At 39.1% G+C, this 18,369-nt stretch carries 13 protein-coding genes; 2 read left to right on the top strand and 11 right to left on the bottom strand.

What is annotated here, in order from left to right; genetic code table 11:
- Positions 1-7 precede the first annotated feature (7 nt).
- The 9 genes from xerD to IGJ39_RS05215 form a co-directional block, all read right to left on the bottom strand.
- Positions 8-895 carry a site-specific tyrosine recombinase XerD gene (gene xerD / locus IGJ39_RS05255; protein WP_104775707.1) on the bottom strand — a complete coding sequence of 296 codons (888 nt, stop codon included), beginning with the start codon at positions 893-895 and terminating at the stop codon, positions 8-10.
- A 96-nt stretch (positions 896-991) separates the two neighbouring features.
- On the bottom strand, positions 992-1,465 hold the full coding sequence (fur, locus tag IGJ39_RS05250; protein WP_195339319.1) for a ferric iron uptake transcriptional regulator: 474 nt from the start codon (positions 1,463-1,465) through the stop codon (positions 992-994).
- 104 nt (positions 1,466-1,569) lie between these two features.
- On the bottom strand, positions 1,570-2,433 hold the full coding sequence (locus IGJ39_RS05245; protein ID WP_438764269.1) for a CvfB family protein: 864 nt from the start codon (positions 2,431-2,433) through the stop codon (positions 1,570-1,572).
- A gap of 280 nt (positions 2,434-2,713) precedes the next feature.
- Positions 2,714-4,780 carry a cell division site-positioning protein MapZ family protein gene (locus IGJ39_RS05240; RefSeq protein WP_438764267.1) on the bottom strand — a complete coding sequence of 689 codons (2,067 nt, stop codon included), beginning with the start codon at positions 4,778-4,780 and terminating at the stop codon, positions 2,714-2,716.
- 290 nt (positions 4,781-5,070) lie between these two features.
- Positions 5,071-6,180, bottom strand: a complete 1,110-nt coding sequence (rpoD, locus tag IGJ39_RS05235; RefSeq protein ID WP_010735787.1) for an RNA polymerase sigma factor RpoD — start codon at positions 6,178-6,180, stop codon at positions 5,071-5,073.
- Between the two features lie 23 nt (positions 6,181-6,203).
- A complete protein-coding gene (gene dnaG / locus IGJ39_RS05230) occupies positions 6,204-8,045 on the bottom strand; it encodes a DNA primase (RefSeq protein WP_019723580.1) in 1,842 nt (613 codons plus the stop codon).
- A 168-nt stretch (positions 8,046-8,213) separates the two neighbouring features.
- On the bottom strand, positions 8,214-10,583 hold the full coding sequence (locus IGJ39_RS05225) for a cation-translocating P-type ATPase (protein WP_195339331.1): 2,370 nt from the start codon (positions 10,581-10,583) through the stop codon (positions 8,214-8,216).
- A gap of 248 nt (positions 10,584-10,831) precedes the next feature.
- Positions 10,832-11,668 (bottom strand): DUF368 domain-containing protein, encoded by an 837-nt coding sequence (locus IGJ39_RS05220; RefSeq protein ID WP_066025637.1) that lies wholly within the window; start codon positions 11,666-11,668, stop codon positions 10,832-10,834.
- Between the two features lie 102 nt (positions 11,669-11,770).
- Positions 11,771-12,400 (bottom strand): lysozyme family protein, encoded by a 630-nt coding sequence (locus IGJ39_RS05215; RefSeq protein ID WP_066025624.1) that lies wholly within the window; start codon positions 12,398-12,400, stop codon positions 11,771-11,773.
- A gap of 210 nt (positions 12,401-12,610) precedes the next feature.
- On the opposite strand from IGJ39_RS05215, the gene IGJ39_RS05210 reads away from it, so the two are divergent.
- Both IGJ39_RS05210 and mprF read left to right on the top strand, forming a co-directional pair.
- Complete coding sequence (locus tag IGJ39_RS05210; protein ID WP_010735792.1) at positions 12,611-13,327, top strand: alpha/beta fold hydrolase; 717 nt, start codon at positions 12,611-12,613, stop codon at positions 13,325-13,327.
- A 23-nt stretch (positions 13,328-13,350) separates the two neighbouring features.
- Complete coding sequence (mprF, locus tag IGJ39_RS05205) at positions 13,351-15,936, top strand: bifunctional lysylphosphatidylglycerol flippase/synthetase MprF (RefSeq protein ID WP_438764265.1); 2,586 nt, start codon at positions 13,351-13,353, stop codon at positions 15,934-15,936.
- Positions 15,937-16,011: 75 nt separating this feature from the next.
- Here mprF and fic read toward each other — a convergent pair whose 3' ends face one another.
- The gene (gene fic / locus IGJ39_RS05200; RefSeq protein ID WP_195339316.1) at positions 16,012-16,617 is read right to left on the bottom strand and encodes a protein adenylyltransferase Fic; all 606 of its coding nucleotides are present in this window, start codon (positions 16,615-16,617) and stop codon (positions 16,012-16,014) included.
- Positions 16,618-16,936: 319 nt separating this feature from the next.
- A complete protein-coding gene (tuf, locus tag IGJ39_RS05195) occupies positions 16,937-18,124 on the bottom strand; it encodes an elongation factor Tu (protein WP_104872005.1) in 1,188 nt (395 codons plus the stop codon).
- Positions 18,125-18,369: the final 245 nt, after the last annotated feature.

Here is an 18,369-nt window from a genome sequence, read left to right as displayed (position 1 = left end):
CTATAAACTAAGCCCTTGGGAAATGCTGCTTGTAGACATCTGTCATTCTTTTTTTCGTGATATGTGTATAGATCTGTGTCGTTGAAATATCTGCATGACCTAATAGTTCTTGAACGGTACGTAAATCCGCCCCATTCTCTAGTAAATGTGTCGCAAAACTATGCCTCAATGTATGAGGGGTCACGTCTTTGTAGATCCCTGCTTCTCGAACAAGTTGTTTTAAATTTTTCCATATTCCTTGTCTAGAGAGACCTGAACCATGATGATTCAAAAAAACGTGGGTTTCAGATGGATTTTTGACTAGTAAAGGACGAACCTCATCCAAATAACGTTCTAACCATTGGATCGCATAATCGCCTAAAGGAATGATTCGTTCTTTATCTCCTTTACCTAAGGTTTGAACCAGCCCTAAAGACAAGTGCAAATCGCCTAACTTCAGCCCGACTAACTCACTCACACGCATCCCTGTTGCATACATGACTTCTAAAATAGCGCGATCTCTGATCCCTAAACTTTTCGATGTATCAGGTGTTTCGATCAGCCGTTCTACTTCCTTTAAAGACAATGTACTTGGCAACTTTTGGGCTTTCTTCGGTGTCTCGATGTGTTGCATTGGATCTTGTTCTGTATACCGTTCTTGTCGCAAAAATTGATGGAATTTTCTTAAACTTGTAATCATACGTGTAATCGTTGCAGAAGCCTTATTTTCCGCATGCAACGTTTCTAAATATTGGATGACGACAAATCGATCAATTGTTTGCCAAGAGGTTATCTCGTGTTCTTTTAGATAGTGCAAGTATTGATTCAAGTCTCGTTCATAACTTTTTCGAGTATTGAACGATAATCCACGCTCGATACTTAAATAGCGAAGATATTCATTGATTTCTTCTTCCATCCTTCTCACCTCATGCTTCTTTATCATATCAGATAGCCTTTGGTTTCGGTAGTCTATTTTTCAGTAGACACTTCAAAGAAAAAGCCGTCTATCAATTCAGACGGTCTTTCTTTCTTTTTTCTTATTATAGCATTCTTGGCAGATACCATGAAAGGTCAAACGATGATCTTTGACAAAAAAGTGGTAACGCTGTTCGATCACTTGTTCAACTTCACTTAGCAGATCTTCTTCGACTTCCTCGATCGTTCCACAATCTAAGCACAGGAGATGATGATGAAAATGTTTGGCTCCTTCTTTTCGCAGATCATACCGAGCCACACCATCATTGAAGCTAACTTTGTCGATGACTTTTAGATCCGTTAGAATCTCCAACGTCCGATAAACGGTGGCCAAACCGATCTCTGAGTTTTTCTTTTTGACTAGAAAGAAAACTTCTTCTGCTGACAAGTGTTCTTTTTCGTTCTCTAAGAGGACGAGCAAGGTTGCTTCTCGTTGTGGGGTCAGTTTAAACCCAGATTCATGTAGCTGTTGTTTTGTTTTTTTCATTACTGACATTGTATTCATGACCATTTTCTCAACCCCAACAATTTATAATGATTATAATTAAGATATCTAATCAACCGTTCTAGATTAAAATTATTATAAGCTAGACGAGAAAAACATGCAAGTCATTCTCAATTAGATTTTTTCGCTAGTTTCGTCACGCCATCCTCTTGTTTGATCAATCCTTGTTTCAATAAATTACCAATTGCTCGCTTAAATGCCGCTTTACTGATCCCAAAGGCACGCATGATCTCATCTGGATCTGATTTGTCAGTGAATGCGATTTGTTGATCTGCTGAACGTTCTAAAATCGTTAAGATCATTTGTGCATCATCAGAAATCGCTTCGTGTGCACGTGGTTTCAAAGAGATATTCAACACACCATCAGGTCTAGCCCCAACTACGCGTCCTTCTAATTTTTCACCTAAACGTGGTTCGCGGTAACGTTCTGAAGGATGGATGAACCCAATATAAAAATCATCCGTCAGCAGATACGTGCCAGTCAGCTTCAAACGATAAGCGATTCCTGAAATGTTTTTGTTTTTCAATTCTTCTGAACCATGCTTACTTAGTGATTTGAAGATTCTTTCTTCTGCTAGACTTCCCCAAATGCGATCTTTCGCGTCGACGCGCAAAGCGATCATCAACTGATCCCCTTTTTTAGGCCACAACTCAGTCATTGTAGGTAGCTCATCCAGTGAAACAACAAAATCTTTATCCGGTAAACCAATATCAACAAAGACACCTAGATCTTTTCTTGAAGAAGTGACTGTTCCAAAAGCATAATGACCAATGCGACTCTTCGGGATCACCGTTGTAAAACGATTTTCTTGTTTTTGATTCTGATAACCAAACCCTTCGACTGCTTCGCCGATCGTATGCTCTCCCTCCTCTTTGCTCAAACGGAAAGTTTGTCCATTTTTTTGGACAAAATAATTTTTTTCATTTTCGTCTATCACCATTGCGGTAAAGACATTTGCTAATAATTCGTTCATCTTTTTCTCCTTTTCTAAAAGGCCTTTGTATTCCAACATTTCTTTGCTATCATAACATAACGCCATGTTTATAGATAGAGATTCTCCATAAAAGCTTGAGCCGTCAGTGTTCGACTGAAATAGGCCATAAAACCCGAAAATATCCTCATATTTTTGGATTCTAAGGCCTATTTTTGACGCTATGATAGAAAGAAAAATTGCTTCTGTACCATTGTTGTTTTGCTTTGTAGGAATAGCAAATCAGGCTGATAGAACTATACTCTAGCTAACTACCACTGATCTAGTTACTACCGTTCCCACCAAACCAACCAGTTTTACAATTGATTGTGACAATATAAAATGGTAGCGCACTTTCACCGATACCGTTCATCAAAGATGATTTAGTAGATGTCGCATAGAGGTTGTAGTATCCTTCACCGTTTTCGATGCGAGCTTTCTCTAATCGATAGCCGCCCTCTACGATGTATCCTCGTGCAATACTTGTTGCGATCACACTTTCTTTAACTCCTGGTGCCCAATTCCAAGCAGGATTTGAAGCATCTGCGACATCACTGGCTCTTGTTTCCATGATTGGACGGTTTGCGGAGTTAGTCGCTGGCGTTGTTTGTGTCGACTCAGTTTGTTGAGCAGCTGCCTCAGCTTGTGCTTGTGCCTCAGCTTGTGCTTCAGCCTGCGCCTGCGCTTGTTTCGCTTCTTCGGCTTTCTTCGCTTCTTCAGCTTTCTTTGCTTCTTCGGCTTTCTTCGCTTCTTCTTTTTTCGTCAAAGCTTCATCGACTTTGTCCAATTCGGTCACAAGTGCTTTGACTAATTCTGTATTTTTTACTTTCGCCACTTCTGCTTTTGCTGTGTCGTACTGCTCTTTTGTCGCTGAATCTTTTACTTGACCATCTGCATAGATCACAGCAGTTTTTTCTTTTGCTGTTTGAAGTTGTTGATACTGTTTGGTTGCTTCATCTGTCGCTTTGTCGATCAATTGACCAAATGCTGTATCTTCTGTTTCAAAACTTTGGATTGCTTGGTCAGCTTTCAATTTGGGTTCTGCGATCAGTTGATCATCTGCGATAACTGGTGTAACAAACCATTCATTGACCGTTTGGATCTGTTTGATCTTTGATTGGATATCTTCAAAGGTTTTTTCCAGATCTGCATAACCTTTTTCATCTTTGACCTCATTCAATGATGCCCTTAATTTTGACAAGTCTTGATTGATCATACTTGTATGAATGAACTGTTCATCATCATCTAAATAAAACGCAGCTAAATCTGATTGTAAATCAGCCATTTTATCTTGTTTACGTTGGGTTTCAGCTGCGATTTCTGCTTGGACTTTTTGCTGATGATCATAATACATCCAACCACCTGCACCAAGTAAAAGCACTGCCGCACTCGTCAGGTATAATCTTTTTTTGGATTTCTTTGATCCTCGATCATTTGGCAATTCTTCTTTTTTGATGGACGCATTGCTTGTTTCTTGTTCCTTAACCTTTGTCTGTTCCGGCTGTGTTTCCACCAGTTCAGTTGTTTCAGGAGCTTCTTTTGGTTGCGGTGCATCTGTTGAAGCAGCTTTCGTACTCTCAACCTTAGAACTCTCCTCTTCGATCGATTCAGTCGGCTCTATAGGTTCTTCCGTTGAAACTGGGGCGGTTTCTTCTGTATTTGTAGTTACGTCTACTTGTTCTTCTGTACTTGTTGAAGAATCTTCGACCACAGTATCTTCAATGATTGTTTCTTCTGTTGGTTCTTCCACTGTTGGCTCTTTTATTGCATCCTCTTGTGATTTTTCAGGAGAAACTTGCTCCGTTGTATTTTCCGACAAGCGAATGTCGACTGAATCCTCACCCGTTGCTGCCGCCGTTTCGATCATTCGAAGCAGCTCTTTTGCGTGTTCTTCAGTCGTATCTTCACGATGCGCCTTGATGTAAGCAGCTAGAATGGAATTTTCTTCTTCATTGTTTACTGCTTCTTTTAATTCAGCTACTCGTTTTTTCTGCTGCGCTTTTTCTCTTTGCTCAGATGTAGCAGAGTGATCTGTCTCTGTTTTTTCTTTGCCAAGATTGGTATTTTCTTTTTTATCTACTTGATCATCCTTTGACTCAGTGCTCGTGTCACTTGAGTCAAACAACTCCATGACAGACTCCAACGGTAGATCTTTTAGTTCTGACCACTCGATTGGATCATTCACGATACTGTCTGGATAAACTTCCTCAGCTGTTTCGTCTAACGATTGATTTCCATCTGTTTGGGGTAATTTTGTCAGTTCATCTTGTTGTGGTTCAAAGTCACATTCTGGACATTTTGATTGATCTTTGATTTTTTCTGATCCACATTTTGGACATTTTTTTATCACTTAGCGATCGGCTCCTTTACTAGGTTTTCGCTACCATTAAATCTACCATAATCTAATCCACACGCCAATAGGATATCCTAAGGATTTTATAAAAAAACAAATAAGTCTTTCAGTAAAAAATAAATAACGACCGTAATGAGCTACTTTGTTTAAACGGACCTTTGTTGAAAGTTAGTCGAATTGTTTGATAAAAAACAAACCCTCAATAGCTGGAGTGATCTCCTACTTTGAGGGTTTTCTATCATTCAAGAAAAATGATCTGTTTTTTTGTTTAAAAAATTATTTCTTGATTATTCCAAGAAATCTTTCAATTGTTTTGAGCGTGATGGGTGGCGAAGTTTTCTTAATGCTTTTGCTTCGATTTGTCGAATACGTTCACGAGTCACGCCGAAGACTTTACCTACTTCTTCCAACGTACGTGTACGGCCATCATCTAAGCCAAAACGCAAACGTAAGACGTTTTCTTCACGATCTGTCAAAGTATCTAAGACATCTTCTAATTGTTCTTTCAATAATTCATACGCTGCATGTTCCGCAGGACTAGTTGCTTCTTGGTCCTCGATAAAATCACCTAAATGTGAATCATCTTCTTCACCGATTGGTGTTTCTAATGAGACAGGTTCTTGAGCGATTTTTAAGATTTCGCGTACTTTTTCTGTAGGAAGATCCATTTCAGCACCGATTTCTTCAGGCGTTGGTTCCCTTCCTAAGTCTTGTAGTAATTGACGTTGGATACGGATCAATTTATTGATGGTTTCCACCATATGCACTGGAATACGAATCGTGCGGGCTTGGTCAGCAATCGCACGTGTGATCGCTTGACGGATCCACCAAGTTGCGTAGGTAGAAAATTTGAACCCTTTACGGTAGTCAAATTTTTCAACAGCTTTCATCAATCCCATATTTCCTTCTTGGATCAAATCTAAAAATTGCATCCCACGACCCACATATCTTTTGGCAATACTTACAACTAAACGAAGGTTAGCTTCAGCTAAGCGTTGTTTCGCTTCCTGGTCACCTTCTTCGATCTTCAATGCTAATGCTACTTCTTCTTCTGCAGTTAAAAGGGAGACGCGGCCAATTTCTTTGAGGTACATCCGAACAGGATCATTGATTTTGACGCCTGTCGGTGCAGAAAGATCTTCTGTTTTCGCTTGTTCTGCTTTTTTCTCAGCACTTTTCAGACTATGGATTGATGGTTCACCATTTTCGTCAACGACGCTGATACCTGCGTCCTCTACTTTTTGGATCAACTTATCCATTTCATCTGCATTTAAAGTGAATGGTGTCGCAAGTTTATTTGATAGATCATCATAAATCACTTGCCCTTTTGGTTTATTTTCTTTAATGAACGCTGCCACTGCTGCTTCATATTTTTTAACATCTGTTCCATTTGCCATAAAAGAAGGCCCCCTTTAAGTAGCTATTCGGCTTGTTTTAACTGTTTCGTTAAATTGATGATCTCAATCGTCAATTCCAATTCTAACTGTTTGTTCCCGGTACGTCGTGCTTCTTGCTGCATCTGTTTTTTTGTTATGATTTCTTCAGCTAAGCCCGATTTACTGATCACTCTCAGTAAGTCTTGGATCTCACGTGGCGTACTTTCTTCAGCCATTCGCATATATTCGATCTCGACCACTATCCGCCTTAAATTTTCATCTTGCAAGAAGTCTAAAAACTCCGCAAGTTTGAATTCTCCATTTTGAGATACAAACGCATCAAATAAAAAATAGATTTCTGCATAAGTATCATGAATAAATTGAACGCCTTGTTCCTTGAGTAGATTACGCACCGCAAGTTCTTTGAACGCTCGATACAATAGCATTTGTTCTGCTTTTTCAACCTGAGATAGTGGGCGTTTTTGTCTGATCGTTCCAGATTTTACGGACACCTGCTCTGTCGTTGGTTGAGCTTGTTCTTGCTTGGTTGGTTGATTCTTTCGGCGCAGATCACGTATTTGTTTTTGCATCGTTTCTCGACTAAGCTGAAATTCTGCTGATAACTGCGTTAGATACATGTCTTGTTCGATTGGCGAAACAACTTTACTCAATTCACTTAGTACCGCTTCAAGATATTCAATTTTATCTTTTTCATTTTCCAGATTTTTTTCTTGCTTCAAATAACGCGATTTAAAAGCAAAAATGGTTTCTCGTCCGTGTAAAACTAATTCTTGAAAAGCCTCTTCCCCATACTTTCTCAAGTACTCATCTGGATCGAGTTTTTCTGGGATCGCTACGACAGATAATTGCATTCGACTATTTTGACGCAGTAGTTCGATGCCTCGGTTCGTAGCTTCTACACCCGCACGGTCACCATCATAACAAAACACTAATTCTTTTGTCAGTTTTTCCATCTGCTGGATCTGTTGAGTCGTCAGACTTGTTCCCATGGAGGCTAAACCAGTCTTGACACCCGCTTGCCATGCAGCGATAACATCCATAAATCCTTCGAATAGTAAGATTTCACCCGACTTGCGGATCTCACTACGTGCTTTGTCTAAGTTGAATAAGACTTGTCTTTTGTTGAATAGATCCGTTTCAGGACTGTTCAAATATTTTGGTTGATCTTTTGTATCGTGTTCACCAGCCAAGTAACGACCAGAAAACCCGATCGTCCGACCTTGACCATTACGAAGAGGAAACATGATCCGTTGATAAAAACGATCCGACATCCGTCCATCATCATGTGTCACAAACAAGCCGGACTGCTTGAATACTTCCTCAGAATAGTCTTCATTTTGGAACACTTGTTGTAAAAATGAGCGTTCATTTGGCGCAAAACCGATCTTGAATTCTTCGATCAACTCGGTGGTCAGACCACGTTCGAGTAAATAATTTAACGCTGGCTCACCTACTTTTGTGTGCAACAACATGTGATGATAAACTTCTACTGCTTTTTCATGAGCCGCGATCAATTTACCAGTAGCTGAATCTCCGGTTTGAGTAGTCAGCGTTTGTTGTCGCCACTGATCTTCGAGTTGGATCTGTTCTAAATCAGCGACCTTGACCACTGCTTCTGGAAAAGACAGACCTTCCAATTCTTGAAGAAACGTAAAGACATTCCCACCTTTTCCACAACCAAAGCAATGGAAAATCTGCTTATCTTCCGCAACCGAAAATGAAGGAGTACGTTCTTCATGGAAAGGGCAGAGACCTAAATAATTCTTCCCAGATTTTTTCAACTGGACGTATTGCCCAATCACCTCAACGATATTCGTTTGATTACGAATCGTCTCAATGGTCTCTTGAGGGATCCTTTGAGCCATATTCTCACCCCCTGCATTAGTTGATATCTCATACTCATCGACAAGACATTTCAGGAGAATAACCGGTAAAAAATCGCACTAACGAAAATCAGTGCGATTTTAAAGGACACAATTATACATGTTTCATTGTACCATATTCCTATACTTTTTCAAGTGATAGATACTGGATTATATGACATTTTCTTCCACTTGAGTATGAGGAGTTTTATTTGCATTTACTTTATTCAATAATTTGTTTTGTATGCCTAATTTCCAATATCCTAAACGTAATACTACATTCAAAACCATAAAGCCAACAAAATATGGCCAAGTATTTCCTAACCCAAGATTGACTTCTAATATATGATGGAAAAGCATCGCAGCAACATAAATACCGACCACTGTGGTAACTGCTAAGAAAATCCGTAATGGATTGAATGGCAAGCAGGCTTTGATCACTGCCAGACAGCTGATCCCAATCAATAAATAATACATCAATGTCGTTGTTTCACCAGATGTCCAACCTTGGTTGTGACCGATCAGGTAGATCGCCACAGTATTGAAAGCAACAAGCAATGCATTAGGTAATGCATTGACTAGCGCAGTAGGCAGATAGCGATAATCGACTTTTCGTTTATCATTCTCAAATGATAAGAAGAAAGAGGGATACCCTTCGATAGCAAGATCGATCAACGTGATCTGGATCGGGATAAATGGGAATCCGATAGCCGTCACTGCACATAAAATCGATAAGATAAATGAATAGATTGTTTTAATAAAGAAAATACCTGAAACTTTCGTTACGTTATTCACGACTCGGCGTCCCTCAAACAATACCTCGGGCAATGTCGTAAAATCAGAATCTAACAAGACAAGATTAGCAATTTGTCGTGTCGCTCCGTCTCCTTCTGCCATCGCAATACTACAATCGGCTTCACGTAAAGCCAATACATCGTTTACGCCATCTCCAGTCATTGCAACTGTTCGTCCACTTGCTTTCAATTCGTTGACTAAGAGTTTCTTTTGTTGCGGACTCACTCGCCCAAAAACTGTATATTGATGCGCCGCTTTTCTGACTTCTGCTTCTTCTGTCAAATCAGATAGATCAACATACGATTGATAGTTGGGCAAACCAGCACGTCGCGCAATATTTGACACCGTAAAAGGATTGTCTCCAGAAATCACTTTCAAGTCTATCCCTTCTTCGTGCAGATAAGCTAAGGTTTCTTGCGCGTTTTTACGGATAGGATCATCGATTTCAAACAAAGCAATCGGTTCAACCCCTTGAGGATCGCCTGAAGACAACGTTTGATTGGGAGCAAGTCCTAACATCAATACACGAAATCCGTTGGCTTGGGCTTCCACTAAACTTTCCGGCAACTGATCGTCTGCCACTAACCGTTCCGGAGCCCCGACATAGACTACACCTAGTTCAGGAAATTCCATTGCGCCCCATTTGCGGTCAGATGAAAAGGCTAATTTTTCTCCGACATCGTAACGATTAGAAATCTCGAAATACTCTCTCAACGCACGCATCGTGACATTGTTATCGCTACTTTCAGCTAAATATGTCCCCATAATGGTTGGAATCATTTTTTCATAGGCTTTATTTAAGGGTTCGACTCGTTGGATGCTCATTTTTCCTTCGGTGATCGTCCCTGTTTTATCAAGACATAATGTATCTACATGTGCCAATGTTTCGATAGAATACATATCTTGGACTAAGATTCGTTTCTTCGCTAGTTTAGTTACACCAGTCGTCAAAGCAATACTGATCAATAACACTAATCCTTTTGGTAACATTCCCAGTAAGGCCGCCGCAGAAGCAACGACTGATAGTTGGATCGACGCATTTCGAATGAACAAAGCTTCCAAGAATAAGATGATCCCTAAAGGAATGATCACAAAACTTGTAAACTTAGATACTTTGCGGATCGATTCCACAAGTTCCGAATGAATTTCCTTGTGTGTTTTTGCTTCGTTGGTCAAGCGGACAGCATAATTATCTGCCCCAACACGGACAACTGTAGCAAAGACAGAGCCACTAGTCAGGTAACTACCAGAAAGCAATTCTGCTCCTGACTCTTTGACGATCAAATCAGATTCACCGGTCAGTAAAGCTTCATTTGCCTCTGCCCGACCACTGATCACTTGCAAGTCTGAAGGAATCTGTTCACCCGCACCGATTTTGACAAGATCGCCTAAAACTAGTTCTTTCGTTGCGATCATCTGTTCTTTCCCATCACGAATGACGGTTACTTCCGCCTGGGAGACGATTGATAATCGGCGCACAAGATTACGCGCATGGATTTCCTGATAGATCCCCATGGTGATATTTACAAAAATAATTGCTAAGTAAGCCATATTTGAATAAGCACCAACTAGTAATAAGCAGAGTCCTATTCCTAAGTTCAAAAAATTGAATAATGTTAAAATATTATCGCTAAAAATTTGTTTCGTACTTTTTGTAGCATCCTCTTGGTAATCATTCTGTTGACCAGAGGCACGTCTTTGTCTCACTTCATTTTCTGTAAGTCCCTTTAATTCTTTCATTTCCATATCACGCCAACTTTCAAAAATAATCACTTCAATTAGTCTAGCTGTTTCTACGATTAAAAACAACTCGTTTTTTTTATTTTAAAAAAAGATAGAAAAATCAAAAAACAGCGGATCTGTTTTCTATTTTTCTATCTCACCATATACTTCACCTAGAAAAATCACAGAAGAGAATCGTTTCTTCGAACCATCTATCAAGAACGTGGCTGATTGAATACAACGATCACGTGACTTTTCTTCTTGTGCTTCTTCTACTTATACTGCTCTTCTAAACGGCTCATCCACCAGCCTAGTGCAGCACCAGCAATGAATAACACTGGACATGCCAAGATACCTAAAATGCCAAGTCCACTATAATTTGTAGGAATGATCATGATCGTGGATGCAAAAACAATGCCTAGAATAAAATGGAATAATTTGCTATAAGCTTTTGAGAAAATAAAATCCATTACTTTGGAAAGACCTAGTACACACACGATTCCGCCGATTGCAATAGGAATGATCACTTCTAAACGCACTTCTTTAAATCCATCAGCCATCGCTTTATACAGTCCCATGTAAACTAAAAAATTCGACGGACTTAATCCAGGAACGATCATTCCGAGACCAATCAAACCGCCTGCCATCATCCAGGTATAGACATTTTGTTCTACTTGCCCATCAAATAAACGGGCACCATATAACAAGAAAAGATAACCTAAAATAAATGTCACAACCATAATAATGAGATCTGTATTGTTTCGGCCTTTTTTTCCTGACTCTTTCCATAAAGCGGGCACCGTTCCAGCAATACATCCCACAAAGAACCATAAAATCGTTGTTTCATAGGCCCCTAGTAAAAAACTGACTAAAAAAGACAGCAAGAATACGCCAGTGACACCACCTAAGCCGACTGGTAAAAAGAATAAGACGTTTTCTTTAAAGTTTCTAGTGATATGTGCTAAGAAAGAAATCAGCCGCTCATACATTCCAAATACTGCTGCTAAAGCTCCTCCGCTCACTCCCGGCAAGATAAATCCTGAGCCGATAAACATTCCTTTGAAAAATCTTAATCCCCAATCTTTTGTTGTATTCTCTCTTTTCTCCATTACTTTTTGATTTTCTTCCACTCGTCCAAGCACTCCTTCTTTCCATTCATTGTATTCATTATTCGTCTTGCTTTGATTTGCAGTTGGTTCGATCCAACAGGCTTAAAAAATATTTTCATACCATTCAAGAAACTGTTGGTTCATCTTCACTACATCTGCATAAAACATATTACCACCATTATGGTATAAATACCCACCATTATACAATAATGACTGGATTCGCCAATAGCGATAGGTTTTTTTGTTGTCATTGCCTAAAAGCGGACTCAACACATCCCTAGAATACTCTTCGGCTAAACGGACCGTGTTCTTCCCGCCTCTTTCGTTTACGTAAGCAATATAGTCTTTGCCAAAATTGTACGCTTGGATCGCTGTCGCCAGATCGCAACCTAATGCTTTCGCCTCAGCTATCATCTCTGAGAGGTATTTGACTCCTTGGTCAATACTTCCTTCTTGTGTCGTGATCGCCCCCATCTGTCCATAGGCACTTTCCGAACTTTGCATCAAATCGACACCATTTCCTCTTGATTCAGTAAGTATGATTGCCTTCACTAGATTCTCATGTTCTTGCATTTGATACTTTTCTAATGCTGACGAAATCTCTGGCTGATAATTTTCTACACGCTTGATCGATTGATATGTTCTACCGAATAGAAAAAGAATCGTTGCCAGAATCGTGAAGACAAATAGACCTACGATCATACGGAAGATTGATTTTCTTTTTTTCTTCATCCAAACCCACCTAGCTATTTGACATCTTTTTTTATCTTACTATTTCTTTTCATTCTTGGCTATTTTTTCTCTGTTTTTTCTTATTTAATTTAATAAAAAATGAATGTTTCATTTTCCCTTTCATCTTACGAAAATGATCGTTCGTTTTATAGAGTTTCGATTTCTAAAATAGATAAAGAGCGTTATAATTCAAAATAGTAGGTGATAAATGTGAAAAGAGAAAAGAAATTTGCAAAAATGGCAGATGGTACTGACATCTATTATGAAAAAAGTGGACATGGATTTCCCCTCTTGCTACTTCATGGAAATGACGGGAGCGGTGATTTCTTTTCAGAACAAGTGCCCGTTTTAGAACAATACTTTACGATTTATCTCATCGATAGTCGCGGGCATGGACAATCGACAAATCAAGCAGGAACATTGAATTTTCGTTTGATGGCAGATGATTTATTGACAGTCATGCTGCTGGAACAAATCTCACAAGCGAATATCTTGGGATTTAGTGATGGAGCCAATCTTGCCTTAGTTTTTTCAAGCAATTATCCAGATAGGGTCAATCGCTTGATTTTAAATTCGGGTAATACACGGTTGAATGGGGTTCTCTGGTCCTCACGACTACTCAGTGCTTTTCACTATTTCTTTGTTTGGTTGCGCGCACTGTTCCAGCCACATTTACGTCAGCATTTATTGGTCATCGATTTATTGCTTCATGATATTGGCCTCACGACAGAACATTTAGAAAAAATCAATTGCCCAACACTGATCATCGTCGGTAAAAAAGATGTCATCAAACTGAAACATTCGCTTTATTTAGCGAAAACGATCCCTAATGCTTCATTTGTTCTCGTCACAGGACAAGGACACCAATTAGCTCGCCAAAACCCAGAACGCTTCAATCAAGAAGTTTTAGACTTCTTGACAAAATAAATTTGAAAATAGTAGGTGATTTTTTGTTCAAGCCAATCATTCAGTGGTTCAAAAGCCACTTGAGACTTATCAAAACGATTTTTTTGATTTCTGTATTAGTGATTATTATTCGTGAATTGATGACAATCAGTACTTTGTTATCTGCGGATCAACTAGCTCAAACATTTTCCACGATCCCACTCTGGAAAATTGGTGTCATGTTTTTGATTGGGTTGATTTCTATTCTACCCATGATTGGATATGATTTGATTTTCAACAAGTTACTAAATCAAAAGCAAAAGCCATTATATTTATTTGAAACAAGTTGGATGATCAATACTATTAATAACATTGCTGGATTTGGTGGCTTTGTCAGTATCGGTTTACGATCCGAACTCTACGGTCAAAGAAAAGATAGCAAACAAGTCATGCAAGCTTTATCTAAAGTATTTTTATTTTTGATGGCGGGTTTATCTCTGTATAGTTTAGTCTCGTTTTTTATGGTCTTCTTTACTCCTGTCGCTCCGTTTCTTAAACAGTATTGGATTTGGTTGATTGCCGGTGGTTTGTATTTCCCCATCGTTTTTATTTTTACCACGATCAAAAAAGAAGGCTATGTTGGTGGTCTTTCAATTAAAACCCAAGGGCAATTGTTACTCGTTTCCTTATTGGAATGGACGGGTGTCTTAGGAACCTTTCTTGCAGTCGGCTATTTGATGGAGATCCCCATCGATCTATGGCAAACAATCCCTCTATTTATCGCTGCTTCAGTTATCGGGATCATCTCAATGATCCCAGGAGAAATCGGTAGTTTTGATGTGATGATGATCTTTGGTTTATCAGCTCTAGGTATCCCTAAAGAAACCGTTGTGATCTGGATCTTGCTTTATCGGATCTTCTATTACTTTATTCCATTTTTCATTGGATTAGTTTTCTTCTTTAAAAATGTCGGTGTATCGATCGACCAACGATACTCTGGTATTCCAAAGCAATTAGCGACCCAGATTGCCCGGAAGATCCTGGTGATCTTAATGTATTTTTCTGGCATCATGTTGGTTCTTTCAGCAACGATCCCGCAAGCATTTACTGAGTTTCGTTGGTTGCATCATATCAATCCTATAAAGATGCATTTTATTATGCAATTTCCAAGCATATTGTTAGGCTTCTTGTTTGTTATTATGGGACGAGGCATCGCAGCCAGAGTCAAGCGTGTCTACTGGCCAACCATTTTTTTGATCCTTGTTTCATTAATTTATGTTGGGCTGAATGATCTAAGCACTACTGGCATTATTTTCTTACTATTGCTATTAGGTATCGTGATCGCTTCACGTAATGAATTGTTCAGAGATCAATTGATCTACTCGTGGGAATGGTTGACGATCGATGGGTTGATCATAGGGGCGTTGACCGTTTTATATATCGTGATCGGTGTTTATAATATGCCCACTTTCCCACATCGTAATCATCGGTTTATTTCATTTTTTCTATTTCCATCAGAAAAAATTTGGTTGTCTGGTTTTCTAGCAATTTTAGCAGTAGCCTTTATCATGATTTTATTTGTCCACTATCTCCAAGGTAAAAAAGCACAAGTTGGACAAGAGTTAGATGAAGCGGTCGCCACCACGATTTTAGAAACTTACGGCGGTAATTCAGATAGTCAACTGATTTTTTTGAAAGATAAACGGATGTTTACCTATGAAAAAGACGGGGAAGCAACCGTCTTGTTACAATTTGCTAGTTATAACAATAAGTGTGTGGTGATGGGCGATCCCTCAGGCAAAAAAGAAGATTTTCCAGAAGCGATCGAAGCCTTTATCGCAGAAACAGATCGCTTATGCTACTTGCCAGTCTTTTATGAAACGAGCGAAGAACTGGTTATGATCCTTCATGAATTTGGCTATGATTTTATCAAAATGGGCGAAGAAGGCCATGTTTCGTTAGCCGACTTCACGACTTCTGGGAAAAAAATGAAAGGCACACGTGCGATACTGAATCGCATCGAACGAGAAGGATTCACGTTTGAGGTACTTCAACCACCATTTTCTTCCCAACAAATGGCTGAGCTTAAAACCATTTCTGATCGTTGGCTAGGCAGTCGCAAAGAAAAAGGCTTCTCATTAGGTTTCTTCTCAGAAGACTATTTACAGCGAGCACCGATTGCAGTCGTCAAAAACGAACAAGATCAGTTGGTCGCTTTTGCTTCGATCATGCCGACTTATACGAATGATAAGATCGGAACGATTGATTTGATGCGCTATGATCCAGATACTGCCCCTTCCGGTAGCATGGACTATTTATTCATCCATCTTTTTGAATATATGAAGGAGGAAAATATCCAATGGTTCAATTTAGGGATGGCACCCTTGTCTAATGTGGGGACCTCAAGAAAAAGTTTTATCCAAGAACGGATTGCGTACTTGGTTTATGAATTTGGGTCACATTTTTATTCATTCCAAGGGTTAAGAGAATACAAAGATAAATATGCCACCAACTGGAGATCTCGCTATACACTTTATTCAAGGGATAGTTGGATCGCTTATGTGATGATTACATTATTGATTATCGATAATGCCCCCGTTGATCAAAAAACAAAACCTTTGAATGGCTTAAAAAAATGGTTCCGTAAATAAAAAAAACGCCTGATTTTGCTGTTTTAGTCAAAATCAGGCGTACTTTGTTTATTCATAAAACATTTTTTCCTTCTGTTATAGATCATCGATCGTATATTCAGAGTAACCTTCATAAAAATAACTCACATCGATCCCTTTCATATAAAGTTCACGATCGGAAATCTTATCTGTCAACGCGTTAGAAATCAAATAGCTGATTTCTAAGTCATTGATCGGACTACGTTCCATTGCAGATAAATAATCCGACTTGTCAATTAGATTCCAGTCAACCACTTTCTGTATCTCCGATTTCAAAATGATATCTAACCAAATTCTAGTACTCCTACCGTTCCCTTCACGAAAAGGATGAGCGATGTTCATCTCTACATATTTTTTGATGATTCCTTCAAAAGTAGCCTGTGGCATTTGGTCAATATGTTTGAGAGAATACTCCAAATACATGACCGGCGCAAACCGAAAATTTCCCTTTGCAATATTTACTGAGCGAATTTCCCCAGCAAAATCAAAGATTTCAGAAAATAAATAGTCATGGATTTCGCTCACCCCTTTGAACGTTCCACTTTCTAATTCATTTATCCTTCCAGAATCATATAATTTTTTTGCTTTTTGCTTACTGATTTTTTCTTCAGCTTTTGCCAACTCAACTTGACTAGTCAAGCCTAATTTATTTTCTAAAATCATTAAATGTCTCCCTTAACTTTTTGTCATAGTTTTTAGAAACACAGATAAATCTATTATAACAAATCTATAGGCATGGCAAAAACAAGAAAAAGCGATGGAAACAAGCAACAAGGATACTAGTCGTCTTGTACCTACTAAATTCGCATAAAATGTTGTTCGAAGATTTCGCCCTCAAAAAAAGCGAGAAACCCAAAAATTCAGAGAAATTTTCGAGTTTGCTCGCTTATTTGTCGGTACTTAACACTTCTATTACAACCATTGGACAAGATATTCGAGTAAATATCTTGTCCACAGGTTTTATATTTTTTTATAAAAATACTTACGCTTCGATTTCTGTTACCATTCCTGAACCGACAGTCCGACCACCTTCACGAATGGAGAAAGTCGTTCCTTGTTCGATTGCCACTGGATGGATCAACTCTACCTCGATTGTTACATTGTCTCCAGGCATGACCATTTCTGTTCCTTCTGGCAACACGATCGTACCTGTTACATCTGTTGTGCGGAAATAAAATTGTGGGCGGTAGTTATTGAAGAACGGTGTATGACGTCCGCCTTCTTCTTTCGTCAATACATAGACTTCCGCTTTGAATTTTGTATGTGGTGTGATTGAACCAGGTTTCGCAATTACTTGGCCACGTTCAATATCTTCTCTTTGGATACCACGTAACAAGATTCCTACGTTATCTCCAGCTTCACCATAATCTAACGTTTTACGGAACATCTCTACCCCTGTCACAACCGCTTTTTTCGTTTCAGGTTTGATTCCGATGATCTCGATTTCATCACCGACACGAACAGCTCCACGGTCGATCCGACCAGATGCTACCGTTCCGCGACCAGTGATCGAAAAAACATCTTCCACTGGTAAAAGCAATGGTTTATCCGTATCACGCTCTGGTGTTGGGATATATTCATCCACTGTTTCCATCAATTCATTGATCGCAGCTTCTGCTTCAGGATCACCTTGTAATGCTTTCAAGGCAGAGCCTTTGATAACAGGTGTATCATCACCTGGGAAACCATATTCACTCAATAATTCGCGAACTTCCATTTCTACAAGGTCGATCAATTCTTCATCATCGACTAAATCAACTTTATTCAAAAATACAATCAAATATTTTACACCGACTTGACGTGATAAAAGGATATGCTCGCGAGTTTGAGGCATTGGTCCGTCTGTCGCAGAAACTACTAAGATCGCACCATCCATTTGAGCGGCACCTGTGATCATGTTCTTCACATAATCCGCATGTCCTGGTGCATCGATATGTGCATAGTGACGTTTATCTGTTTCATATTCTACGTGTGCTGTGTTGATGGTGATCCCACGTTCACGTTCTTCAGGAGCTGCATCAATGCTTGCATAATCTTGAGGATTTGCTAAGCCTTTTTTCCCTAATACTGTCGTGATTGCAGCAGTCAATGTGGTCTTCCCATGGTCAACGTGCCCAATGGTTCCGATGTTTACGTGTGGTTTACTTCTATCAAAATGTTCTTTTGCCATAATTAACAAACCTCCTAAATAGTCTTATGCACTGAATGATTTCAGCTCATCGTCCATAACATTTTTTTCAGTATAAACTCAAAAAAATCATCTACACTTACTTTTTGTAAGTTATGAACAAACCCTATTATACGTCAAAATTGGTCAAAGTCAATTAAAGTGTTTCGATACACTATTTCAATAAAAAGTGAGTAGGACATTAGTCTTCACGCATATTCTAAAAGGGAATATACAGCGGGGACAGA

Origin of the sequence: Enterococcus sp. AZ140 (assembly GCF_051714405.1) — a bacterium.
Lineage (GTDB): Bacteria > Bacillota > Bacilli > Lactobacillales > Enterococcaceae > Enterococcus_B > Enterococcus_B pernyi.
Note: the sequence above shows the minus strand (reverse complement) of the source record. Positions and strands in the feature narration are given on the sequence as shown.

Excerpts from the sequence above, each read along its gene's own strand:
- xerD (WP_104775707.1), bottom strand. The coding sequence starts at position 895 with ATGGAAGAAGAAATCAATGAATATCTTCGCTATTTAAGTATCGAGCGT.
- fur (WP_195339319.1), bottom strand. The coding sequence starts at position 1,465 with ATGGTCATGAATACAATGTCAGTAATGAAAAAAACAAAACAACAGCTA.
- IGJ39_RS05245 (WP_438764269.1), bottom strand. The coding sequence starts at position 2,433 with ATGAACGAATTATTAGCAAATGTCTTTACCGCAATGGTGATAGACGAA.
- rpoD (WP_010735787.1), bottom strand. The coding sequence starts at position 6,180 with ATGGCAAATGGAACAGATGTTAAAAAATATGAAGCAGCAGTGGCAGCG.
- dnaG (WP_019723580.1), bottom strand. The coding sequence starts at position 8,045 with ATGGCTCAAAGGATCCCTCAAGAGACCATTGAGACGATTCGTAATCAA.
- IGJ39_RS05225 (WP_195339331.1), bottom strand. The coding sequence starts at position 10,583 with ATGGAAATGAAAGAATTAAAGGGACTTACAGAAAATGAAGTGAGACAA.
- IGJ39_RS05220 (WP_066025637.1), bottom strand. The coding sequence starts at position 11,668 with ATGGAGAAAAGAGAGAATACAACAAAAGATTGGGGATTAAGATTTTTC.
- IGJ39_RS05215 (WP_066025624.1), bottom strand. The coding sequence starts at position 12,400 with ATGAAGAAAAAAAGAAAATCAATCTTCCGTATGATCGTAGGTCTATTT.
- fic (WP_195339316.1), bottom strand. The coding sequence starts at position 16,617 with ATGATTTTAGAAAATAAATTAGGCTTGACTAGTCAAGTTGAGTTGGCA.
- tuf (WP_104872005.1), bottom strand. The coding sequence starts at position 18,124 with ATGGCAAAAGAACATTTTGATAGAAGTAAACCACACGTAAACATCGGA.